The following is an 18039-nucleotide window of genomic DNA, read 5'->3' on the forward strand; positions in this document are numbered from 1 at the left end:
GGTTGAGCGATCGCCGTACCAACGGCCGTGAGGAGTCGCCCCTTGCGACCGACACCCCTGAGAGAAGCCATCAAGTGCGGACACAGCCGCGAGAGCGCGATTGGAGTGAACACCAGTCTCGTGAGCGTTGCTCAGCATCGGTTGTCGCGCTTCAGGCCCGAAGGACTTAACACCAGCTCCGAAACCGGACCGTTCTCACCCTGAGCTGAACGAAGCAGACGAGCGTAGGCACCTACTCGGGCACTGATGGAGGTCGACCGACGTGCGGGCTCAGCCTGCTGTGCGTGCGGCCTGCCCACGCTCCCCCGACTCGGGTAGACATTGGCTGGCGGAATCACTGGATAGTAAAGGAAGTACGATCATTTTGAACCTTCTCTGCGCGGTAGATGAGCAAATACCACGCCGGTACGGCATGCGTCAGCGGCCGGAAGTGGGTCGACGGAATCGCTCGAGGAAGGCAACCTCGCGAACACCGACCGGATCCTGTCTTTCAAGCCCAGCAGTCGGCGAAGACGTCGGCGGCCGTGCTCAGCTACGGCTGACAGCTCGACACCGCCGGACATGGTCGAGTACCTGCTCGACGTACCGCAGGTCAGCCTCGATCACCCCGGTGCATGGATCCTCCTTGCGGACGGGCAGACCGAGGTCGGCGATGGCTACGGGGGCGCAGTCGACATAGACGACACGGGACCGCGAGACGGGAATCCTGATCTGCGCCTTCCGCACGCTGGCCGGCTCGGCGGTGTCACTCGCCAAGGCGCGGAAGGAGTCGAGAACCCATACCCCGAAGGCATGCGATCTTCCACGATGTGCGGGTTGGCGGCCGTGGGGGAAACTGATCGCCCTGTTCCCGACTCCGAGGGTGTACCGCACATGAGGACTTCCGATGGCACCGAGCCGATTCCTGCCAGCCCCACGGCGTGGTCAACGGCCGTCCCGGTCGACGACTACCGCACCATGGAGACCCCGGCCGTGGCCTCGTACCGTGACCGGATCATCGCCGTCGGCCGCAGCGGCGCCACCCGCCCCTGACCTGTGAAGGCTTCACCCTCCCGGCCTGCACCCCTTCGCATGCCCGACGCGACGACTCCTCCGCGCCTCACAGTCCGACCGCATGATCGCGAGGTATCGCGGCACCCGATGACGGCAGCTCGTCGCCTCCCGCAGCCGCACAGCGACCGACCGCCACTGCCCCTCGGGTCTGAGGATCCCCCTGGGTGCCTCGGAACGGTGTAATGGGGTGATCATCGCCACCGGTGTGACGTCCCCTTTGCGAGGTGCTGTATGACCGCGGGCCGGGGTGAGTTTGGCGGGTTCGGCGGGGCATTCCCAGGGGTGGCGCAGGTCGGCGACCATTGGGCGGGCCAGGCGCAGTTGCGTGTGGGCGGCTAGGACCAGCCAGATCCAACGGTCGGCCGCCGCGCTGCCGTAGCCACTCGCCGAAGCCAAGCAACTTGCCCGACAGACATGCCGCTGGACCTTTTCGATGACGTCGACGAAGTCGAGGCGGACGCAACATCACCCGTCGAGAACGATCGTTAGCGGAACCTCGCCACTCATAGGAGGTCGATGGAGCCTGCCCGTACGGGTCGAGAGGACACCCCAAGCGGGGCGGGACGGAGCGCGCACCACGGGCGCTACCCCGGCGCGGACACCCCGAAGGTCGCCTGCACCACCAGGCTACCGGTACAAAACCACTGGTCAGCCCTGTTCCCATCCTTTGGTACTCCCGCTGGTGGTACCGAGTCTCGCGAGCGGCTGGCGGACAATGACACTGGCACCGCCCACCCGGCTAGGCACCCCGTCGATCACGCGCTTCGGCCCCGCCAGGAACCAGGACTGGGGTCTGCTCGCGGAAAACACGCGAGGAGTGAGGAAGTATCGGAGGGCTTGTCGACGGCGAGTTGCCTGCGGGTGGTTGTGACCGGGGAATCCGGCCCCCTCGATGGACTTCTCCACTCACCCGGTGTCTCGGATGGATCCTGGGGCCGACCGGTCGCCTCGGCCCACTGGGCGCCGTGATGGGCTGACCAGAAGATCATCCGCGTTTGACCATCCCCCGGTTCCGCCGCCCCGTCCAGCTCAGCTCGCGCCACCGACTCTCGGCCTGCCCCCGGCTCACCGCGTCCACCAGCGCCGTCGGACCGATCGCCGCCCCGATCGCGTCCCCACAGTGACGCAACCGGGCCTCAGCGTCCTGCAGACGCTTCCGGCTCGGGACCGCGGCCCGATCCGCCCCGCCTTCAGCAAGGGTTCGCACCATGCGGCCCACCCGGATGGGATGAAGCACAACGACCACCCACCCATAGACGATCTCCCGCAACGGTCCTCCTGCAGTCGCACCGTCGGCGGACGACCCGCTAACCACGGCGAACCAGGCGCCAACGTCCAAGTGGGACACCGTTAGCACACACCGTGTTGGAGGATTGATCACCGTCACGGGCCGCCGAAGGGCGCCCTCTCGGCATGCTTGCAATACATACATACCGTATGTATCTTACAGCCATGAACCCTTTTCCGAGTCGACCTGATGGACTGGGCGTGAGCCGGGAGATCTCCCTGGCGGCGGGCACCGTGCGCTTTTTCGAGGACGGGCCCGCAGACGGGCCGGTCGTGTTGTTCGTGCACGGCCTGCTCGTGAACGCCGATCTGTGGCGGCGCGTCGTGCCGGAGATCGCGCGCGCGGGATTGCGGACCCTCGCGGTCGACTGGCCGCTCGGCGCACATCACTTGCCGATGCCGCGGGTGGATTACTCCCCGCCCGGCTTGGCGGACCTGATCGCGTCCTTCATGGCGGAGCTGGACATCAGGGACGTCACCGTCGTCGCCAACGACACCGGAGGGGCGTTGACCCAGATTCTGATGACCAGGCACCCCGACAGGATTGGCCGGGTCGTGCTGACCCCGTCGGACAGCTTCGCGAGGTTCTTCCCGCCGATGTTCGCGTTGCTCCCCCTGCTGGCGAAGGTCCCCGGTGGCACGTGGCTGCTGGTGCGGGCGCTACAACTCGGCCTAGTCCAGCGGTCGCCGCTGGCCTTCGGCCGACTCGCGAAACGTCCAATACCAAGGGAGGCACTCGACTCCTATATCCGGCCTGCGCGCGAAGATCCACGAATCCGGCGCGATCTCCGGGCGTTTCTCCGGCAGGTGCACCGACGGCACACACTCGCGGCCGCGGGCCGGCTTCACCACTTCACCCGCCCCGTGCTGCTCGCCTGGGCCCCCGAGGACACCCACTTCCCGATCGAGCTGGCCGAACGCCTGGCCGCGCTGCTCCCGGCCGCGACGATCAGCCGGATCGAGGACTCGCTCACCTTCGTCCCGGAAGACCAACCCGCGGTCCTCGCGCACCTCGTCACCGACTTCGTCGAGAACAATGCCCGCGCGTAGTCAACAAGATCGACGCGACGCTACCCGGGCCGCCCTGCTCCAGGCCGGGCGACGGCTCTTCGCCGACCGCGGGTTCGCCGCCGTGCCCGCCGACGACATCGTGGCGGCGGCGGGCGTCACCCGGGGCGCGCTGCACCACCACTTCAAGGACAAGCGCGGGCTCTTCAGATCCGTGTTCGAACAACTCGAGGCGGAGATCGCCGCAGACCTCGGCGGCCTCCTCGCCGACGGGCGGGGGGATCTGCTGCGGCGCTCCCTGTCCGCTTTCCTCGACATCTGCGAACGCTCGGATGTCCGTCGCATCGCGCTGACCGACGCACCGGCCGTGCTCGGCTGGAAAACTTGGCGCGAGATCGAGTCCGAGCATGGACTGGGTCTTCTCACAGCGTTGCTCGCCGAAACAAGGGGCACCGATGGCCCGGCGCCGGTCCACATGCACGCGCAACTCATCCTGAGCTCCGTCATCGAAGGCGCGTTGTTCATCGCAAACGCCGAAAACCAGACACAGGCACGGGAGCAGGTCGAGTCCTCGCTCATCGCCCTGTTCGGCCACTTGATGGACTGACCGGTTGGGCCATGACACCGCTCGCGGGTGAACGGTGGGGTATGTCCCGTCGCTAGTCCTCGGATGGTGCCCCGGGGGTGCCGAAGTCGGGCGCGAGGCGGTGGCGGCGAACCGGCACGGCCCGCGCGTCGATCCAGTGCCAGTATGCGGGTTGGTTGGCCAAAGGATCTGTCCACCGGATACGCAGGCAGTCCTGCCGTGCCTCCTGGATCCGGGCCTCTCTCCAGTGTCCTGGCCCGTCCTGGGGGGTCGGCCGGAATCCGCCAGAAACGGGCGCCGGTGGCTCCAGACGCTGGTCGAGGGCGCTAGCGAGTCGGCCGGTCGAGGTGGTTAGGGTGCGCCACGACCGGCTGATGATCGTTCTGGGGTGTGTGGGTGGCGTCGATCGATCGCACCGCCTACCCGCGGTTCGCGCGGGTGGTGTCGGCACGGGAACTGGCCGAGGGATTCACGCCGACGGCCGCCGAGTCCCAGTGGGCTCGTGGCCGAACGCAGGATGCTGGTCCTGGTGGTGTGGCTGAAGTCCTACCAGCGTGTGGGCTACTTCCCGAAGTTGCCCGACGTGCCCGAGGTGGTCGCCGCGCACGTGCGCGGCGTGCTGGAGTCGCCGGCCGACGTCGTGTTGGAACAGGACGCGGAACGGACCGCCAAACGGCATCGGCAGTTCGTCCGGGACCGGCTGGGCGTGGTCTACGAGCCCGGTCGGGTCCGGGAGATCGCGGAGACCGCGATCCGCAACGCGGTGCAAGACCAAGGACAACCCGGCCGACCTGATCAACGTGGCGTTGGAGGAGTTGGTCCGCGCCCGCTGCGAGTTGCCCGGCTACACCACCCTGGAAGCGATGGCCTCGACGATCCGGACCGAAGTCAACACGGCACTGTTCACGCTGGTCGCCGCCCGCGTGGATGGGGTGGGGCGGTCGCGGTTGGCCCGGCTGTTGCCGGTCGACCCGATCACCCGGCGCAGCGGGTTCGACCGGTTGAAAGGACACGGCCAAGGCCGCGTCGCTGGGCAAGTTCAAGGCCCGCCTGGCGCACCTGCGGGCCCTGGACGCACTCGGGCCGAGCGAGGTGTGGTTGCGGGTGTACCGCCGGGAAAGGTCGCGCACTTCGCCGGGAGGCGAAGGTGACCGACGTGGCCGACCTGCGCAAGGTCGGCGAGGACAAGCGGATCACCCTGGTCATCAGCCTACTGCACACCGTTCGCACGAACGCGCGGGACGAACGCGCGGGACGAGGTGGTGACCATGTTCTGCAAGCGCATGGGCGCGATCCAAAGAGGGGCCGCGACCACCTGGAGGCCCTGCACGAGGCGCACCGGGCGGAGTCCGAACGTCTGCTCGGAGTGTTCGGCGTCGTCCTGTCGGTGGTCCGCGAGGCCACTGCGGTGGCGGACGTCCCGGCACCGGAGGACACCCAGGCCGGTCGGATCGACGCGGCGGAGCCGATGGCGGTGGGGATCGAGCGGGCCGGACGCCTGGTATTCAAGACGTTGGAGCAGGCCGATGGCCTGGAGGCGCTGACCGGCGCGCGCACGAGGCGGTCTCGGCGCATCACGGCAACAAACTACCTGCCGCTGTTGGATCAGCGCTACCGCTCGCACCGACCCACGCTGTTCACTCTGCTGGACTCGATCGAACTGGAGGCCACCAGCGCCGAGCGCGCCGTGCTGGACGAGGTGGAGTTCATCCGCGCGCACCGCAACTCCCGCGCGAGCCACGTCGGCGACACGGTCATCGTCGAGCGGCCGGGGCGCGGTGGCGTGCCGGAGAAGGTGACGCTGGCGGTGGACGTGGATGCGTTCGCGTCGGTGATGTGGCGCAAGATCCTGCGCGACAAGCCCCGCCCCGGCCTGCTGGTGCGGCGGCACCTGGAGGTGTGCGTGTTCTCCTACCTTGCCGCCGAGCTGCGTTCCGGGGACATCGCCGTGGCCGGGTCGGACTCCTTCGCCAACCTGCACGCCCAGCTGATGTCGTGGAGGAGTGCGCACCGCTGGCGCAGGCGTTCTGCGCCCAGGCCGGCATCCCGACCGAGGCGACCGAGTTGCCCGCTTTCTACCGGCGGAAGCTGACGGTCACCGCCGAGGCGGTGGACGCGGGGTATCCGGGCAACACCGACCTGGTGCTGGAGGACGGGCGGCCGATGCTGCGCCGCATACCTGCTGGGCTGGCACCGCCACTTCGGGCCCGCGTCGAGGTCGGATCCGAAGATCCGCGACGCGATGGCCCGCTACGTGCTCACCGTGTTCGCCCACGGCACGCTGCTGGGGACGAGCCAGGTGGCCGCGCACATGCGTGGGCAGGTCAGCGTGTACGAGTTGTCGCTGGCGCAGAACAAGCACACCGCGGGGAAGATCGACAAGGCGTCCACGGTGGTGATCAACGCGTTCAACCAGCTGGACGTGGCCGGCATGTGGGCGACGGGAATGGTCGCGGCGGCGGACGGCACCCAGATCGACACCTGGGAGAACAACCTGCTCGCCGAGACGTCGATCCGCTACGGCGGGATCGCCTGCCTGCACGTCTCCAACACCTACATCGCCCCGTTCACCCACTTCATCCCGTGTGGAGTATGGGAGGCCGTATACATCACCGAAGGGTTGCTGCGCAACGATTCCGACATCCAGCCCGACACCGTGCACGCGGACACCCAAGGCCAGTCGTTGCCGGTGTTCGGTCTCGCCGCGCTGCTGGGGTTCGATCTTCTGCCCCGTATCCGCAACTGGCACGACCTGGTGTTCTACCGGCCCAAGGAGCGGACCCGCTACCAGCACATCGACCGCCTGTTCGGCGAGGAGGCCATCGACTGGAGCCTGATCGAGACGCACCGGACGGATCTGCTGCGCACCACCATCTCCATCCGGGAAGGCCGGCTGTCGTCGGTGACGCTGTTGCGCCGGTTGGCCAACCACTCCCGCAAGAACCGCCTGTACCGGGCGTTCCGCGAGTTGGGGCGGGTGATCCGCACGATCACCCTGCTGCGGTACCTGTCGGAACCGGCGCTGCGCGAGCAGATCACCGCGATCACCAACCGCAACGAGGCTTTCCACGGGTTCGCCGACTGGCTGATGTTCGGCGGCAGGCTCATCGGCCACAAAGTCCACGACTACCAGGAGAAGGTCGTCAAGTTCAACGAGCTGATCGCCAACGCGGTCATCTACTCCACCGCCTGCGACATCACCGACGCGGCCAACGAGATCGCCGCCGAAGGCGAGCCCGTGGATCCCGACGACCTGGCCACCATCGCCACCGTACATCACGCACACCGGGCGTCGCTTCGGCAACTGGGTCATCAACCTGACCCCGCCCGAGCGCCCACCGAAAACACGGCTGGACGTGGAACCGCGGGTGTTGTTCCGCGCCGGGCCAGGCTCACTCGTCGGTGTCGAAGCCGGGGCGGTGGGCGTGGTCCGCGGTCAGCTCGTCCATGCGGTCGGAGAGCTGCGTGTCGAGGTCGGCGATACGGCGCGTCGCCACCCCGTTCAGGTAGGCCACCTTAGGAGACGTCAGCACGACCGTGGCTGAGGTCACCTGCACGAGTGCGGGCCGTACCCGATCGGTGGCGTTGGCGAATGTGTGAGGTCGGAATACTCCCCGGTATGGGTATGTCAGACCCCGCGCGGTATCCGCCGGTTGCGGTGCTCCGGGCCTACGGGATCGACGGGACGTCCCCGGAACCGGGCCCGGGGGTGTGGGCCGAGGCTCAGCACGCGGCCGCAGTTCTGGCCGGGGTGCCCACCCATGCCGGTCCCGCGGCGCGCACCGAGGCTTTACGGCTGGCCACGACCGCTGTGGGCGGGGTGGTGGGTGCGTTGTCCGCCGGTGGTCCGGCGGTCGTGGGTGAGGACCTGTCGCCGCGGTCGACGAGCGAGTCGTTCTTCCGGGTCCGCGAGGTGGAGCTGTCGGATCGACAGGCCGCTCTGCACGGCGTCTCGGTCGTGCACCGCGGTCTGCGCGATCTGTGCCACGCCCCGATCTCGGGCGCGGACTTGGCGGTGGAGGTCGCGGCCATGCGTCGGGCCGTGGTGGACCTCACCGGTAGCCCCACCGCGGGCGACCCGCCGCCACCGCGCCCATCCGCTCCGGGCCCCGACGTCGAGGGGTCGCTGGAGCAGGTGTGGACCGCGCGGTGGATCATCGGTCACCACGTGCACGTGCTGTTCAACCTCTGCGCGGCGGTGGCCGTGACCGACGCCGTGCGCCACCTGCGCGAGCGGGCGCGCCAGGCGGCGGTGGAACGGTTGGAGCACGCGACCGCTTTCGTGCGCGGGTTCCCCGCCGCGATGGCCCATGCGGGCACGATCCCGGTCGAGTACTACGCGAGCTCCGTGCGTCCCAGCATGCAGCCGCCCAATGTGGACAAGGCGTTGAGCGGGCGGCAGCACAGCGCCTACAAGGTCTTCCGCGCCGCGATGAAGGACCTCCTCGGCGTGGTCCCCGATCCCTACGAGCGGTTGGCCGCGAAAGACCCGGAACTGGCCGAGGCGCGGGACGCGCTGCTCGAAGCCGACCTCATCGACAGCGAACGCCACGTCGCCTTGGCCTACTCGATGGTGCGCCTGCGGCGTTCCATCGCCCAGTCTCCCCAGGGACCGGACAACGCCGTCGGCGAACTGCGTCTGATGCGCCACCGGCGGGCGGCCCAGTACGCGCCGCTGATCCGCTTCGGAGACCACTACATTTCCGACGCCGTCGCCTCGTTGCGGCGCTGACCGGTCACAGACGTCCCGCAGGACACCGAAGTGCCAGGAATGGGAAGGGACAGCCGTGTTCGAATCCGTCTCCACCGACCTCGCTGCGGATCTGGAGTTGAGCCCGACCGACACCGCCGAGGTCGACCGCGTGGCCCGGACCCTGTGCGGCGGTGCACACGACCTGGTGGACGCGCCGGATTGGGTGCGGCGCGCCGGCGATGCCTGGGACGAACTGCCGCTGGTACTGCGCCGCGGTGTGCGGCGGTTCCGCCGCCACTCCGGGCCCCGAGGAGTGCTGGTGATCCACGGCCTGCCCGTCGACCAGGCCGCCCTGCCCGCCACCCCTTCGATCCCGGACTCCGTGCAGCGCGAGACCTCCGTCTCCGCCGCGGTGCTCGCCATGATCGCCTGTGGACTCGGCGACCCCGCCGCCTACCTGGCCGAGAAGGCAGGCGCCCTCGTCCAGGACGTCGTCCCCGTCCCCGGGCGCGAACAGTTTTCCGGCAACACCGGTTCAGCCCTGCTGACCTTCCACAACGAGAACGCTTTCCACCCCCACGAGCCCGACCACGTGCTGCTGCTGTGCCTGCGCGCCGACCACGACCGCGTCGCCGGGCTGCGCACCGCCTGCCTGCGCGAAGTGCTCCCGCTGCTGAGCCCGCAGACGCGCGAGGTGCTGTCGGAGCCGGAGTTCCTCACCGCACCACCGCCCTCCTTCGGCGCCGACAACCCGGTCCCGCCACCGAGCCCGATCCTGTCCGGCACCCCCGAGGACCCGGACATGCGCATGGCCCAGATCGCCACCACACCGCTCACCCCGCGCGCCACCACCGCGCTGGCCGAACTCGCCCGCGCCTTCGACCGCGCCGCCCACACCACGCGACTGGCCCCCGGCGACCTGGCGTTGATCGACAACCGCGTCACCGCGCACGGCCGCACCGCCTTCCAGCCCCGCTACGACGGCGCCGACCGTTGGCTCCAACGCACCTTCGTCCTGGCCGACCTGCGCCGCTCCCGCGACCACCGCCCGCACGACGGCCACGTCCTCACCCGCTGACGACCGAAGACGACACGGCGGCGGCCGATCGGTGTGGCGGGCGGCCCGAATAACGTGACATGCCCTTCTGTTGTTTCCCTTCGTCTTCACCGTGGAGAGCCCCGAGATTCACCCGGACAGCTCACCGATGCCTGTGCGGATCACTGAGACGAATTTCCCGGCCGCCGGTCGCGACACAAAGGTTGATCTTCATCTGCCATTGGGGTGACAGCGACGAAGATCGGGTTCCGACGACCCTGGCGCTGATACGCTCGAAGTGGCCGGCCGCCGGGCTCGGCCTCCTCGGACACGGAGTCGGCGGTGAACGGGCACCACCGCGCGTCGACGTCGACCGGACGCGCGGTGGTGCCCGTTCAGACGAGTGACCGCCATGGCCGGGTCCGACAGCCGCGTCAGCAGTTCGCCGGGATTTCCGGCCTGAATGAAGGCGCCGGGGATCTCTCCCAGTGTGACCCGCCACGCGTCAGGACCGGAGCAAACCCGCGGTGAACCCGGCTGAGGAGATCGACGCCCGCTAGCCCTGGACGGGCCGCGACCGTCCGGCAGGCACGGGAGAAGGTGGGCGGTGGCGGTGCGCCACACGGTGATGTCTGCGACACCGCCCCCTTGCGACGGACCTCAGCGTGGCGGTTGCGCTTCTGGTTCTCACAAATGACCGGTTGTGACAGTTCTGCGAACGCCCCGTTCGGCCCGAAGATCCTCAGGTCGCGATTCGCACAACACCTCTCAGAACTACCCTTGGTTTTGACAGAGTTCTGCGAGACTGTCGGCATGCAACTCGGACCCGACGACGCCGCGGCCGCGGTCGAACGCCACCCCTGCCCGCAATGCGACGTCCCCGCCGGCAGCGCCTGCCGCACCCGCGCCGGGAAGACAGCCGCGAAGTATCACACTGCACGGTTCATCCTCGTGCCGTCGCTGCGCGACGAGCTCACCGTGGCCGTCCCGGCCGATCGCGGGCCGGGCAGGAAGTGGACGCAAGGGCCCGAGGTCGCTACGGCCGCGCCGGAAGCGAACGGGGTACCGATCCGGATCGGCTACGCGCGGTGCTCCACCGCCACCCAGGAATTGCAAAGTCAGCTCGACGCGCTCGCAGCCGCGAAGTGCACGCGGGTGTTCTCCGAGAAGATCAGCACCCGCATCAAGATCCGCCCCGAGCTGGAGAAGGCGCTCACCCTGGCCCACGAGATCAAGTCCGCGGCACCGGACCAGCCGGTCATCCTGACCGTGCACGAGATGAAACGCCTCGCCCGCAACGCCGCCGAGCTGATGACGCTGTCCGCCCAACTGCAAGGCGGCGGCGTGCGGCTGGAGCTGCTGAGCGGGCCGCTGACCGGGATCTACGACCCGCACGGCATGGGCTCCATGCTCTTCGCCGTGCTCGCCGTCGCCGCCCAGCTCGACCGCGACTACATCCGCGAGAAAACCGTCGAAGGCCAGCAAGCCGCCGCCGCACGCGGCAACCACGGCGGCCGGCCCAAGGTCATCGACGAAGACGATCTGCTCTTCGCCCGCGCCCTGCGCGACAAGGGCACCCCGATGCCCGACATCGTGAAGAAGCTGACCATCAAGACCGGCAAGAACGCCGGCGACCACCCCTCGGTCGCCTCGCTCTACCGCGCCCTCGCCGACAACGACGCCTGACCAGCAGCTTCACGAGGCCATTGCCCCTTCGCCCATATCCCGGCCGACCCCCATTACCGCAGGTCAGGGGTATCCGCCCGAAATTTCTTGAGTGCTACGGGGCCCTACTACGAGGGCATGGAGGACCAACTCGGCGCACTGGGCACGGTCGTCAACGCGATCGTGCTGTTCAACACCCCCTACCTCGACGCCGCGATCACCGAACTCCGCGCCGGTGGCCACGAGGTCCGCGACGAAGATGCCGCCCGACTCTCGCCGTTGGGCCGCAACCACATCAATCTGCTGGGCCGCTACTCATTCCTGCTGCCCGGCGACCTACGCGGTGGTCTGCGGGCGTTGCGCGACCCGAGCACGGTCGACGCCGATGAAGATTGATCTGGCTCGGCTACTCCGTCTCCGTGGGCTGAAGGGCCTGTTCGTGGAAGCGAACACGGACGATCCGAATACGGAGCGCCACGTGGTCGCTACGATACGAGGGTGGGGTGGGAGACGCACGGGGTCGTATGTCCTCGACCGCACCCTGCAGAAGGCAGGGACGACTGTGGCGATTGAAAGCACGTCCGGCACGACGGCTGACACCGACTCCCCTATCGCGAAGGTCGACGTCGCGATCAAATCCGTCACCGACCAGCGGTCCAACCTCGGAGCGTTCTCGCATCGTCTGGAGACCGCGATCCGCAGTACGGACGACCCGGTGGAGAACCTGGCCTCCCCCGACGGCGGGAGCACCGGCACGGGCGCTTGAGAGGGCGATCACGACGACCTCGTGCTCACCGCATCAGGACCTTGTGGGCGGTTGGGTTGCGCCCTCGTCGGATCCCGGCCGTTCCCCCGGAGCTCCTGCCTGGTGCTGATCTTTGATGCAATGCTCTGACCAGGAAGGCAGCGTGCCGACCAGACAGATCGGAGACACCATGTCCGATACGCCTGAAGTGACCGATCTCGGCGCGATCCCGGGAAGTGGGGACGGTCCCGCGGCTCCCGCCCCGGGCTCGATCCAGGTCACCGAGATCCACCCCGAGGACGACAGCGGCAGCGCCCTGACCGTGGTCGCGCCGATCGACGTCCAGGCGGAAGACTGGGGCACCTTCAGCGTCCGGTACCGCGGAGCGAGGCCCCAACTCGTCGTCACCGGCGGGACGACCGTCCCCTCCGTCATCGTCGTGGTAGACGGCGCCGGCAACATCCTTGCCGAGTACCAGGCGCGCCCGGCCACCCAGCGCATCACGAGCCGGATGCTCCCCGACGACCAGAACGAGCTCGTCTGCGCCACCCCCGACTGCAAGCCAATCAGTCTATCCCGCCACTAGGACCTGCGAGCAGCGCCTGACCGCGGACGGTGCGCTCCGCTCGGCCGGACTGGCCGGGCGGAGCGCACCGTCACGTTCCGGCGGTGGCGCAGACGCCGGGACGACCTTCGACGGATACGCCGCCCTGCCGCCCACGATCGGATACGCCTCAGCCTGCTCGTCAATCGGAAATTCCACCGGCACGAAGCGGACCGTAGCCGGCACCGACACCCGTCCCGCACTCTTTCCATGAACCCCAGAGCAGCCCCCAGCCGACGTACTGGCCGACCGTGATCGTTCTCCCCGGGCTGCCTGGACGCCGACTACCCACACCCGTGATCGCTGGATCTGATCGCAGGATGGTGTCGCGGCGTGTCCCGGGCTGGGGGCTTGGGGCGCGTGCGGTCAGAAATCGACGGCGCGGTAGACCACGTGGAGTTCGCCGGTGTCGAGGGAGCCGATGGCGGGGCCGGAGATGGTGATGGGGTCTTCGAGAATGCGCTCGAAGCCGGTCCAGGCGGTGCAGGCGCCGGTGAGGCTGCTGTGCCAGATCCTGCTGTCGTAGCCGCGGATGGTGCAGTGGAGGGTGTCGGCGCGGGCGGTGAGGGAGGGGGCGGCGAAGGCTTCTCCGCTGTGGGTGAAGGCGGTGCCCCAGCCCGTGTCGGTGTTGGTGTTGATGACGACCCGGTTGCTCCAGAGGTCCTGGTAGGCCAGGTAGAGCGTGCCGCGATGGGTGGCCAACGCAGGGGAGCTGAGGGTGTGAATGCCGTTGTGCTCTCCGCCGGGAACCGGGCCGAGGTTGGTCCAGGTGCGGGCGTCGGCGGAGTGGTCGTAGACGAGCCGGCCGTTGAGGCCGCGGGCGTAGTGCAGGACGCCGTCGCGTACGGCCAGGGCGGGGCCGGTGGTGGCGCTGCCGGGCAGTTTGACCTGGGGGGACCAGGTGGTGCCGTCGGCGGAGGACAGCAGTTGCGGATCGTCGCCCTGCCCGGTGTAGGCCAGGTACAGCCTGTTGTCGAAGACGGCCAGCGCCGGGGCATGGTGGGTGACGAGCTGCGGGACACGGTAGAAGTCGCTCCACCGGTCTGCTTCGAGGCGGCTGAGGTAGATGTAGTTGCCGCCGCGGACAGCGCAGTGCAGGACGCCGTCGAAGGTGGCGAGGGCGGGTGTGTCGGTGGTGGAGCTGTTGGGATTGACACGGGTGGGAGCGCTCCAGGTGTCCGCGGTGTTCTTGACCGTGGTCACGGCGTTGGTGGGCGTGGCTCCCTCCCACTTGATGTACAGGTCGAAGATGCCACCGTCGCCCTCGAACCGGAAGGAGTCGCTCCGGCCGGGCCGGGAGGCCAGCTGGGCGATCGCCGCACGGTCGAGGAAGAAGGTGCGTTCCTGGACGAAGTCGTCCTCGTTGCGCAGCCACGCGATCAGCTCGGCGATGAGACGCGCGACCATCGCGGCCAGCTGGATCCACTCCTGCATGTTCTCCCACTGGCCCGCGGGGAAATCGCTGATGATGTCGGCGAATTTCGTCAGCTCCAACGAGATGAGGACGAGCCTGCGGGACATCTCCCTGTAGAAGTCGCCGTCGCTGTCGTCGGCTTCCCAACAGCCGATGTGACAACCCACGGCATACTGGATGGTCCCGTCGAACAGGACCGCGTCCTCGGGCAGGAAAGTCTCCCAGTCGCCCTTGCTGACGGCGCCGTACTCCCTGGTCCGGCGTACGTTCCTCGTGAAGTCGTCGCCGCCCGCGCTCAGTGCCCAGTAGATCTCGTCCCGGTTGACCTCGTTGGTGTCCTCCACGCAGTGGAACTTGTCCAGGAGGACCCGGGCGTGGAAAGGCTTATCGGTCTGCCGGGCGCGCTCGGACGAGGTCACCAGGGTGACCCCCCAGCCGGCCTCCTTCTGTCCCTGGCGGAACTCCTCGGTGTCCAAGGACTGCGTCCCCTCGCCGGAGGCCACGTCCACCACGTTCACGTTCGCCTGCGAGGAGGCGCCGGTCATCGTCGGCAGGTCCTTGAGCAGATCCGCGACGGAGTACCCCTCGGCGATCGACCGCCCGGTCAGTGCCGGCGGAAAGATCTCATCCATCCGGCGCGAGGACGCCTCCTCGGCGTACACCCGGCCCAGCTCACGGATCTCCTGCACGCTCAGCACGTACTCCAGCGGGCGCAGGAACCCTGCTTCCAGGTCGGTCCGTTCCAGGCCCGCGTCCAGCCGGGACGCCGCCCGCAACACCACCCCGTACAGCAGACCCGAATCCCGCGTCGACGTCGCCAGCCGCTGCCCCCGGCCCGTGACGGGCCGGCCCTGCAACTGTGCCCGCAACCGCTCCACACGCTCCGCCTGAGACACCACAGCCACCACGAAAAGTCTCCCTGCCTACGGACGCCTCCGCCCTCTGCACGGACTGAGGTGCGCCACCGCCACCTTCCCACGTCGTGACTTCCCGCACTGCATCGTTTACGAACAGTGACATCTATCGATACCCTGCCACGAGTGCTTCAGGTGACCTTCGGGGACGATGCAGTCGCCTGCGCCCGAGATCATGGAGCCTGCCAGTATCAACCCCCTGATCGACGAGGACGACGTGCACTTCGCCCGCGCCCTGCGCGACAAGGGCACCCCGATGCCCGACATCGTCAAGAAACTGACCATCAAGACCGGCAAGAACGCCGGCCAACACCCCTCGGTCGCCTCGCTCTACCGCCCACTCGCCGACAACGGCGCCTGACCAGGCACGAGCCGACTACTTGGCAGGTTTCTCCCCGTATCCCAGCGGTCCCCCCGCCACTGATCAACAGCTACCAGAGGCCGCGGCCCGTTCTGGCGTATTCCGGCTGGCCCCCTCCTGGACCCACCAGGGGTCGCTGAGGCTAGTGAGGCCGTCGCGTTCGAGGAGGTCCTCGGCCTCCTCGCGCGTGGCGGGTTCGGCCAATGCCGCGTGGAACGCGGTCAGCGGTCGCCAGCCGGTGTCGGTGTGCTGGAGGTAGCCGATGATCTCGTCGTCTTCAGCGCGGCGAACGGATCACAATGTCCGATGTGGACATCTCGGCTGCTCCCGGTGCCGCGCCGAATGCAGACGGGGGAAGCATCTGCCGGACCGCAGCAATGACCTTATCGGTCTGAGCGCGCAGCGCGGCCAGGCCGTCGTGTTCGTCGACCGATCCCACGTACCGGTCCAGGTCGGCGCGGGTGCTCCGCTTCCACACCGCGACGAGCCGCTGGGTGTCGGTGATGTCCCGATCCGGTCGTCCGCGCACCAGGACCAGGTCGGCGCGCAGTCCCGGGTGGACACGGCCCCGGTCGTGCAGGCCGAATATGTCGGCGGTGCGGGCGGTCGCCGCCGTGAGGGCTTCGGCCGGGGCCAAGCCCGCCGCCACGAGCATTCGCAGTTCGCGGTGGACACTGGCCCCGTGCGCGGTCCCTGGGTTGGGCGCGTCCGTGCCGACCAGCAGGGGCACGCCCACTCGGTGCAGCAGTCGCACGTTGTCGCTGGCCGCGGCGAAGTCCGGCAGTTGCGGGGGCATCCAGCGCTGTCCCTGCCGCCGGACCGCCTCGGACCAGGCCGGGCCCAGCCTGCGGGCCAAACTGGGCTCGCGGAGCAACGGCATTCTCCCGTCGGCGTCGGGAAACCCGTCCGCCACAGCCAGGGTCGCGATGACCGCGACGCCCGCTTCGGCGATCACCTGCGCCTCGTCGACCGAGAGCGGATCGACGGGCGCATGAGCCAGGATGTCTACACCGGTGGGCAGCAGATCCATGGTTGCACGGGCGGTGGACACGTGCGCGACCACGAGCAGGCCCGCATCGTGCGCGGCCGTCACGAGTGCGGCGATCGTCGGCACGTCCAACGACGGCATGGCCATCGGTCCGCCGCTGGTGCCGTCGTCGTAGAGGACCTTCACGTAGCTGGCCCCCTCGGCGAGTCGGTCGGCGACGAACGCCTCGGCTTCCCGTGGGTTTCGCAGGTAGGGGAAGGGCGCGTACATCATCGTCGGATGGCCGCCGGGTGCGGTGGCGCCGATGCTGGAGGATCGCACTTCGGCCGCGTCCGGTTCGGCGCCCTGCGCCGTCGCCACACGCACCAGTTCAGGTTTGCTGAACATGTCCAGCACCGTGGTGACCCCGAAGGTGAACGCCTGCCGGGGCGCGCCGGGCAGCAGGTGCACGTGCGCGTCGATCAGCCCCGGCAAGACCGTGCCGCCCTGTCCGTCGACGTGCTCGTCACCGGGCTGGAGCAGGTCAGGACCACCGACGGCGTCGATGAGGCCCCCGGCCATGCGCACGGCGGTGTGACCGGTCAGGTGCTCGCCGTCGAAGACACGTGCGTTCGTGATGGTGGTTGCCATGGAGGTGACGGTAAAAGTTGACACTGTGTGAGGGTCAAGCCCGTAGAATCGGCGCCGTGCTCCACTCGATCAGCCAGGTCGCGAAGGCCTCCGGTGTGTCAGCGCGGATGTTGCGCCACTACGACGCGATCGGCCTGCTCCCGCCCGACCGCGTCACCGCCAACGGCTACCGCTGGTACGGCCGGACGGAACTGCTCCGACTACAACGCATCCTGGTCCTACGCCGACTCGGCCTCGGGCTGGAACAAATCGGCGAGATCCTGCGGGAGCAAGCCGACGAAGCGACCACGCTGCGCGCGCACCTGGCACAGCTGCAGGACGAGCGCCGCCGTCTCGACCACATCATCGCCACCGTCGAGCAGACCGCTGCCGACCTCGCCGCCGCCCGGATCACCGACCCCGACCAGTTCTTCACCGGACTACGACGAGACCGAGCGGCCATGCGAGACAACCTCCAAGCCGCGTACGGGGAACACAGCACCGCGGCCCTCGACTCCACCGGCACCGACCTCACCACCGGCGACTACGAACACGCGGCCGCACAGGGAACCGCCCTGTTCCGACGGCTCGCCCAGGTCATGCGCGCCGGAACCGCACCAGACGCCCCCGCCGCCCAGGACGCGGTGACCGAGCACTACGAGTCCGTATGCCACTACTGGCAACCCACACCCGAGGCATACTCCGCCCTGGGCACTCTCTACCTGACCGACGCCACCCAACGGTCGATAGCCGAGCACGCCGATCCAGACCTACCCGCCTGGCTCGCCGCAGCCATCGAGACCTACGCCCGACACCACCTGCCGCGTCAGCAGCCGTCCAAGTCGTGACCTGCGGGGAAGTGTCGCTGGGCCGGTGTCCGATGTGGGGCGCGGTCCGAGGGTCACGAGCGGCTGATCGCGAAGCTAACGACCTCGTGCATGGTTGGGGCGGGCAGAAGGTGTTGCGGCTGGGTCTGCGGGGTTACCGCGTTGTGGGTTGGCGGCGGTCTCGGTGTTGGTGGTCGGAGAGGAGTCCGGCGACGGCTCGGATGGTGTGGTCAAACGTTGTTCGGCGGA

At 68.6% G+C, this 18039-nt stretch carries 15 protein-coding genes and 1 pseudogene; 14 read left to right on the plus strand and 2 right to left on the minus strand.

Annotated elements, in window-relative coordinates; all coding sequences use genetic code 11:
* Nucleotides 1–561: 561 nt before the first annotated feature.
* From QSK30_RS07710 to QSK30_RS07765, 12 genes and pseudogenes are all read left to right on the plus strand, one after another.
* The gene (locus tag QSK30_RS07710) at nt 562–1032 is read left to right on the plus strand and encodes a hypothetical protein (protein ID WP_285500761.1); all 471 of its coding nucleotides are present in this window, start codon (nt 562–564) and stop codon (nt 1030–1032) included.
* 1509 nt (nt 1033–2541) lie between these two features.
* Nucleotides 2542–3390: an alpha/beta fold hydrolase gene (locus QSK30_RS07715; RefSeq protein ID WP_285500763.1), complete on the plus strand. Its 849-nt coding sequence runs from the start codon at nt 2542–2544 to the stop codon at nt 3388–3390.
* Nucleotides 3377–3955 (plus strand): TetR/AcrR family transcriptional regulator, encoded by a 579-nt coding sequence (locus QSK30_RS07720; protein WP_285500764.1) that lies wholly within the window; start codon nt 3377–3379, stop codon nt 3953–3955. The genes QSK30_RS07715 and QSK30_RS07720 overlap by 14 nt, the downstream gene beginning before the upstream one ends.
* Before the next feature lie 779 nt (nt 3956–4734).
* Entirely contained in the window at nt 4735–5085 is a 351-nt protein-coding gene (locus QSK30_RS07725; protein ID WP_285500766.1) for a hypothetical protein, read from the plus strand.
* The gene (locus QSK30_RS07730; RefSeq protein WP_285500769.1) at nt 5082–6026 is read left to right on the plus strand and encodes a hypothetical protein; all 945 of its coding nucleotides are present in this window, start codon (nt 5082–5084) and stop codon (nt 6024–6026) included. Before QSK30_RS07725 ends, QSK30_RS07730 begins: the two co-directional genes overlap by 4 nt.
* A gap of 150 nt (nt 6027–6176) precedes the next feature.
* The gene (locus QSK30_RS07735; protein ID WP_285500770.1) at nt 6177–7454 is read left to right on the plus strand and encodes a Tn3 family transposase; all 1278 of its coding nucleotides are present in this window, start codon (nt 6177–6179) and stop codon (nt 7452–7454) included.
* Nucleotides 7455–7553: 99 nt separating this feature from the next.
* Nucleotides 7554–8666, plus strand: coding sequence for a 3-methyl-L-tyrosine peroxygenase-related protein (locus tag QSK30_RS07740; protein WP_285500772.1), 1113 nt, complete (start codon nt 7554–7556; stop codon nt 8664–8666).
* A 55-nt stretch (nt 8667–8721) separates the two neighbouring features.
* Nucleotides 8722–9705 (plus strand): TauD/TfdA family dioxygenase, encoded by a 984-nt coding sequence (locus QSK30_RS07745; protein WP_285500774.1) that lies wholly within the window; start codon nt 8722–8724, stop codon nt 9703–9705.
* 771 nt (nt 9706–10476) lie between these two features.
* Nucleotides 10477–11349, plus strand: a complete 873-nt coding sequence (locus QSK30_RS07750; RefSeq protein ID WP_285500776.1) for a recombinase family protein — start codon at nt 10477–10479, stop codon at nt 11347–11349.
* Between the two features lie 105 nt (nt 11350–11454).
* Nucleotides 11455–11724: pseudogene (locus QSK30_RS07755) on the plus strand (Tn3 family transposase); the annotation flags it as partial.
* Nucleotides 11714–12094 (plus strand): hypothetical protein, encoded by a 381-nt coding sequence (locus QSK30_RS07760; protein ID WP_285500778.1) that lies wholly within the window; start codon nt 11714–11716, stop codon nt 12092–12094. The pseudogene QSK30_RS07755 and the gene QSK30_RS07760, both read left to right, overlap by 11 nt.
* Before the next feature lie 142 nt (nt 12095–12236).
* Complete coding sequence (locus QSK30_RS07765; protein WP_285500780.1) at nt 12237–12659, plus strand: hypothetical protein; 423 nt, start codon at nt 12237–12239, stop codon at nt 12657–12659.
* Between the two features lie 384 nt (nt 12660–13043).
* On the opposite strand, the gene QSK30_RS07770 is transcribed toward QSK30_RS07765, so the two are convergent.
* The gene (locus QSK30_RS07770; RefSeq protein ID WP_285500782.1) at nt 13044–14996 is read right to left on the minus strand and encodes a PLL family lectin; all 1953 of its coding nucleotides are present in this window, start codon (nt 14994–14996) and stop codon (nt 13044–13046) included.
* Nucleotides 14997–15156: 160 nt separating this feature from the next.
* Between QSK30_RS07770 and QSK30_RS07775 the strand changes: the two genes are divergently transcribed.
* The gene (locus QSK30_RS07775) at nt 15157–15366 is read left to right on the plus strand and encodes a hypothetical protein (RefSeq protein ID WP_285500784.1); all 210 of its coding nucleotides are present in this window, start codon (nt 15157–15159) and stop codon (nt 15364–15366) included.
* A 277-nt stretch (nt 15367–15643) separates the two neighbouring features.
* On the opposite strand, the gene QSK30_RS07780 is transcribed toward QSK30_RS07775, so the two are convergent.
* Entirely contained in the window at nt 15644–16984 is a 1341-nt protein-coding gene (locus QSK30_RS07780; RefSeq protein WP_285500785.1) for an amidohydrolase family protein, read from the minus strand.
* Between the two features lie 56 nt (nt 16985–17040).
* Between QSK30_RS07780 and QSK30_RS07785 the strand changes: the two genes are divergently transcribed.
* Nucleotides 17041–17811, plus strand: coding sequence for a MerR family transcriptional regulator (locus tag QSK30_RS07785; RefSeq protein WP_285500787.1), 771 nt, complete (start codon nt 17041–17043; stop codon nt 17809–17811).
* Nucleotides 17812–18039: the final 228 nt, after the last annotated feature.

The organism is Actinokineospora sp. NBRC 105648, assembly GCF_030269645.1.
Lineage (GTDB): Bacteria > Actinomycetota > Actinomycetes > Mycobacteriales > Pseudonocardiaceae > Actinokineospora.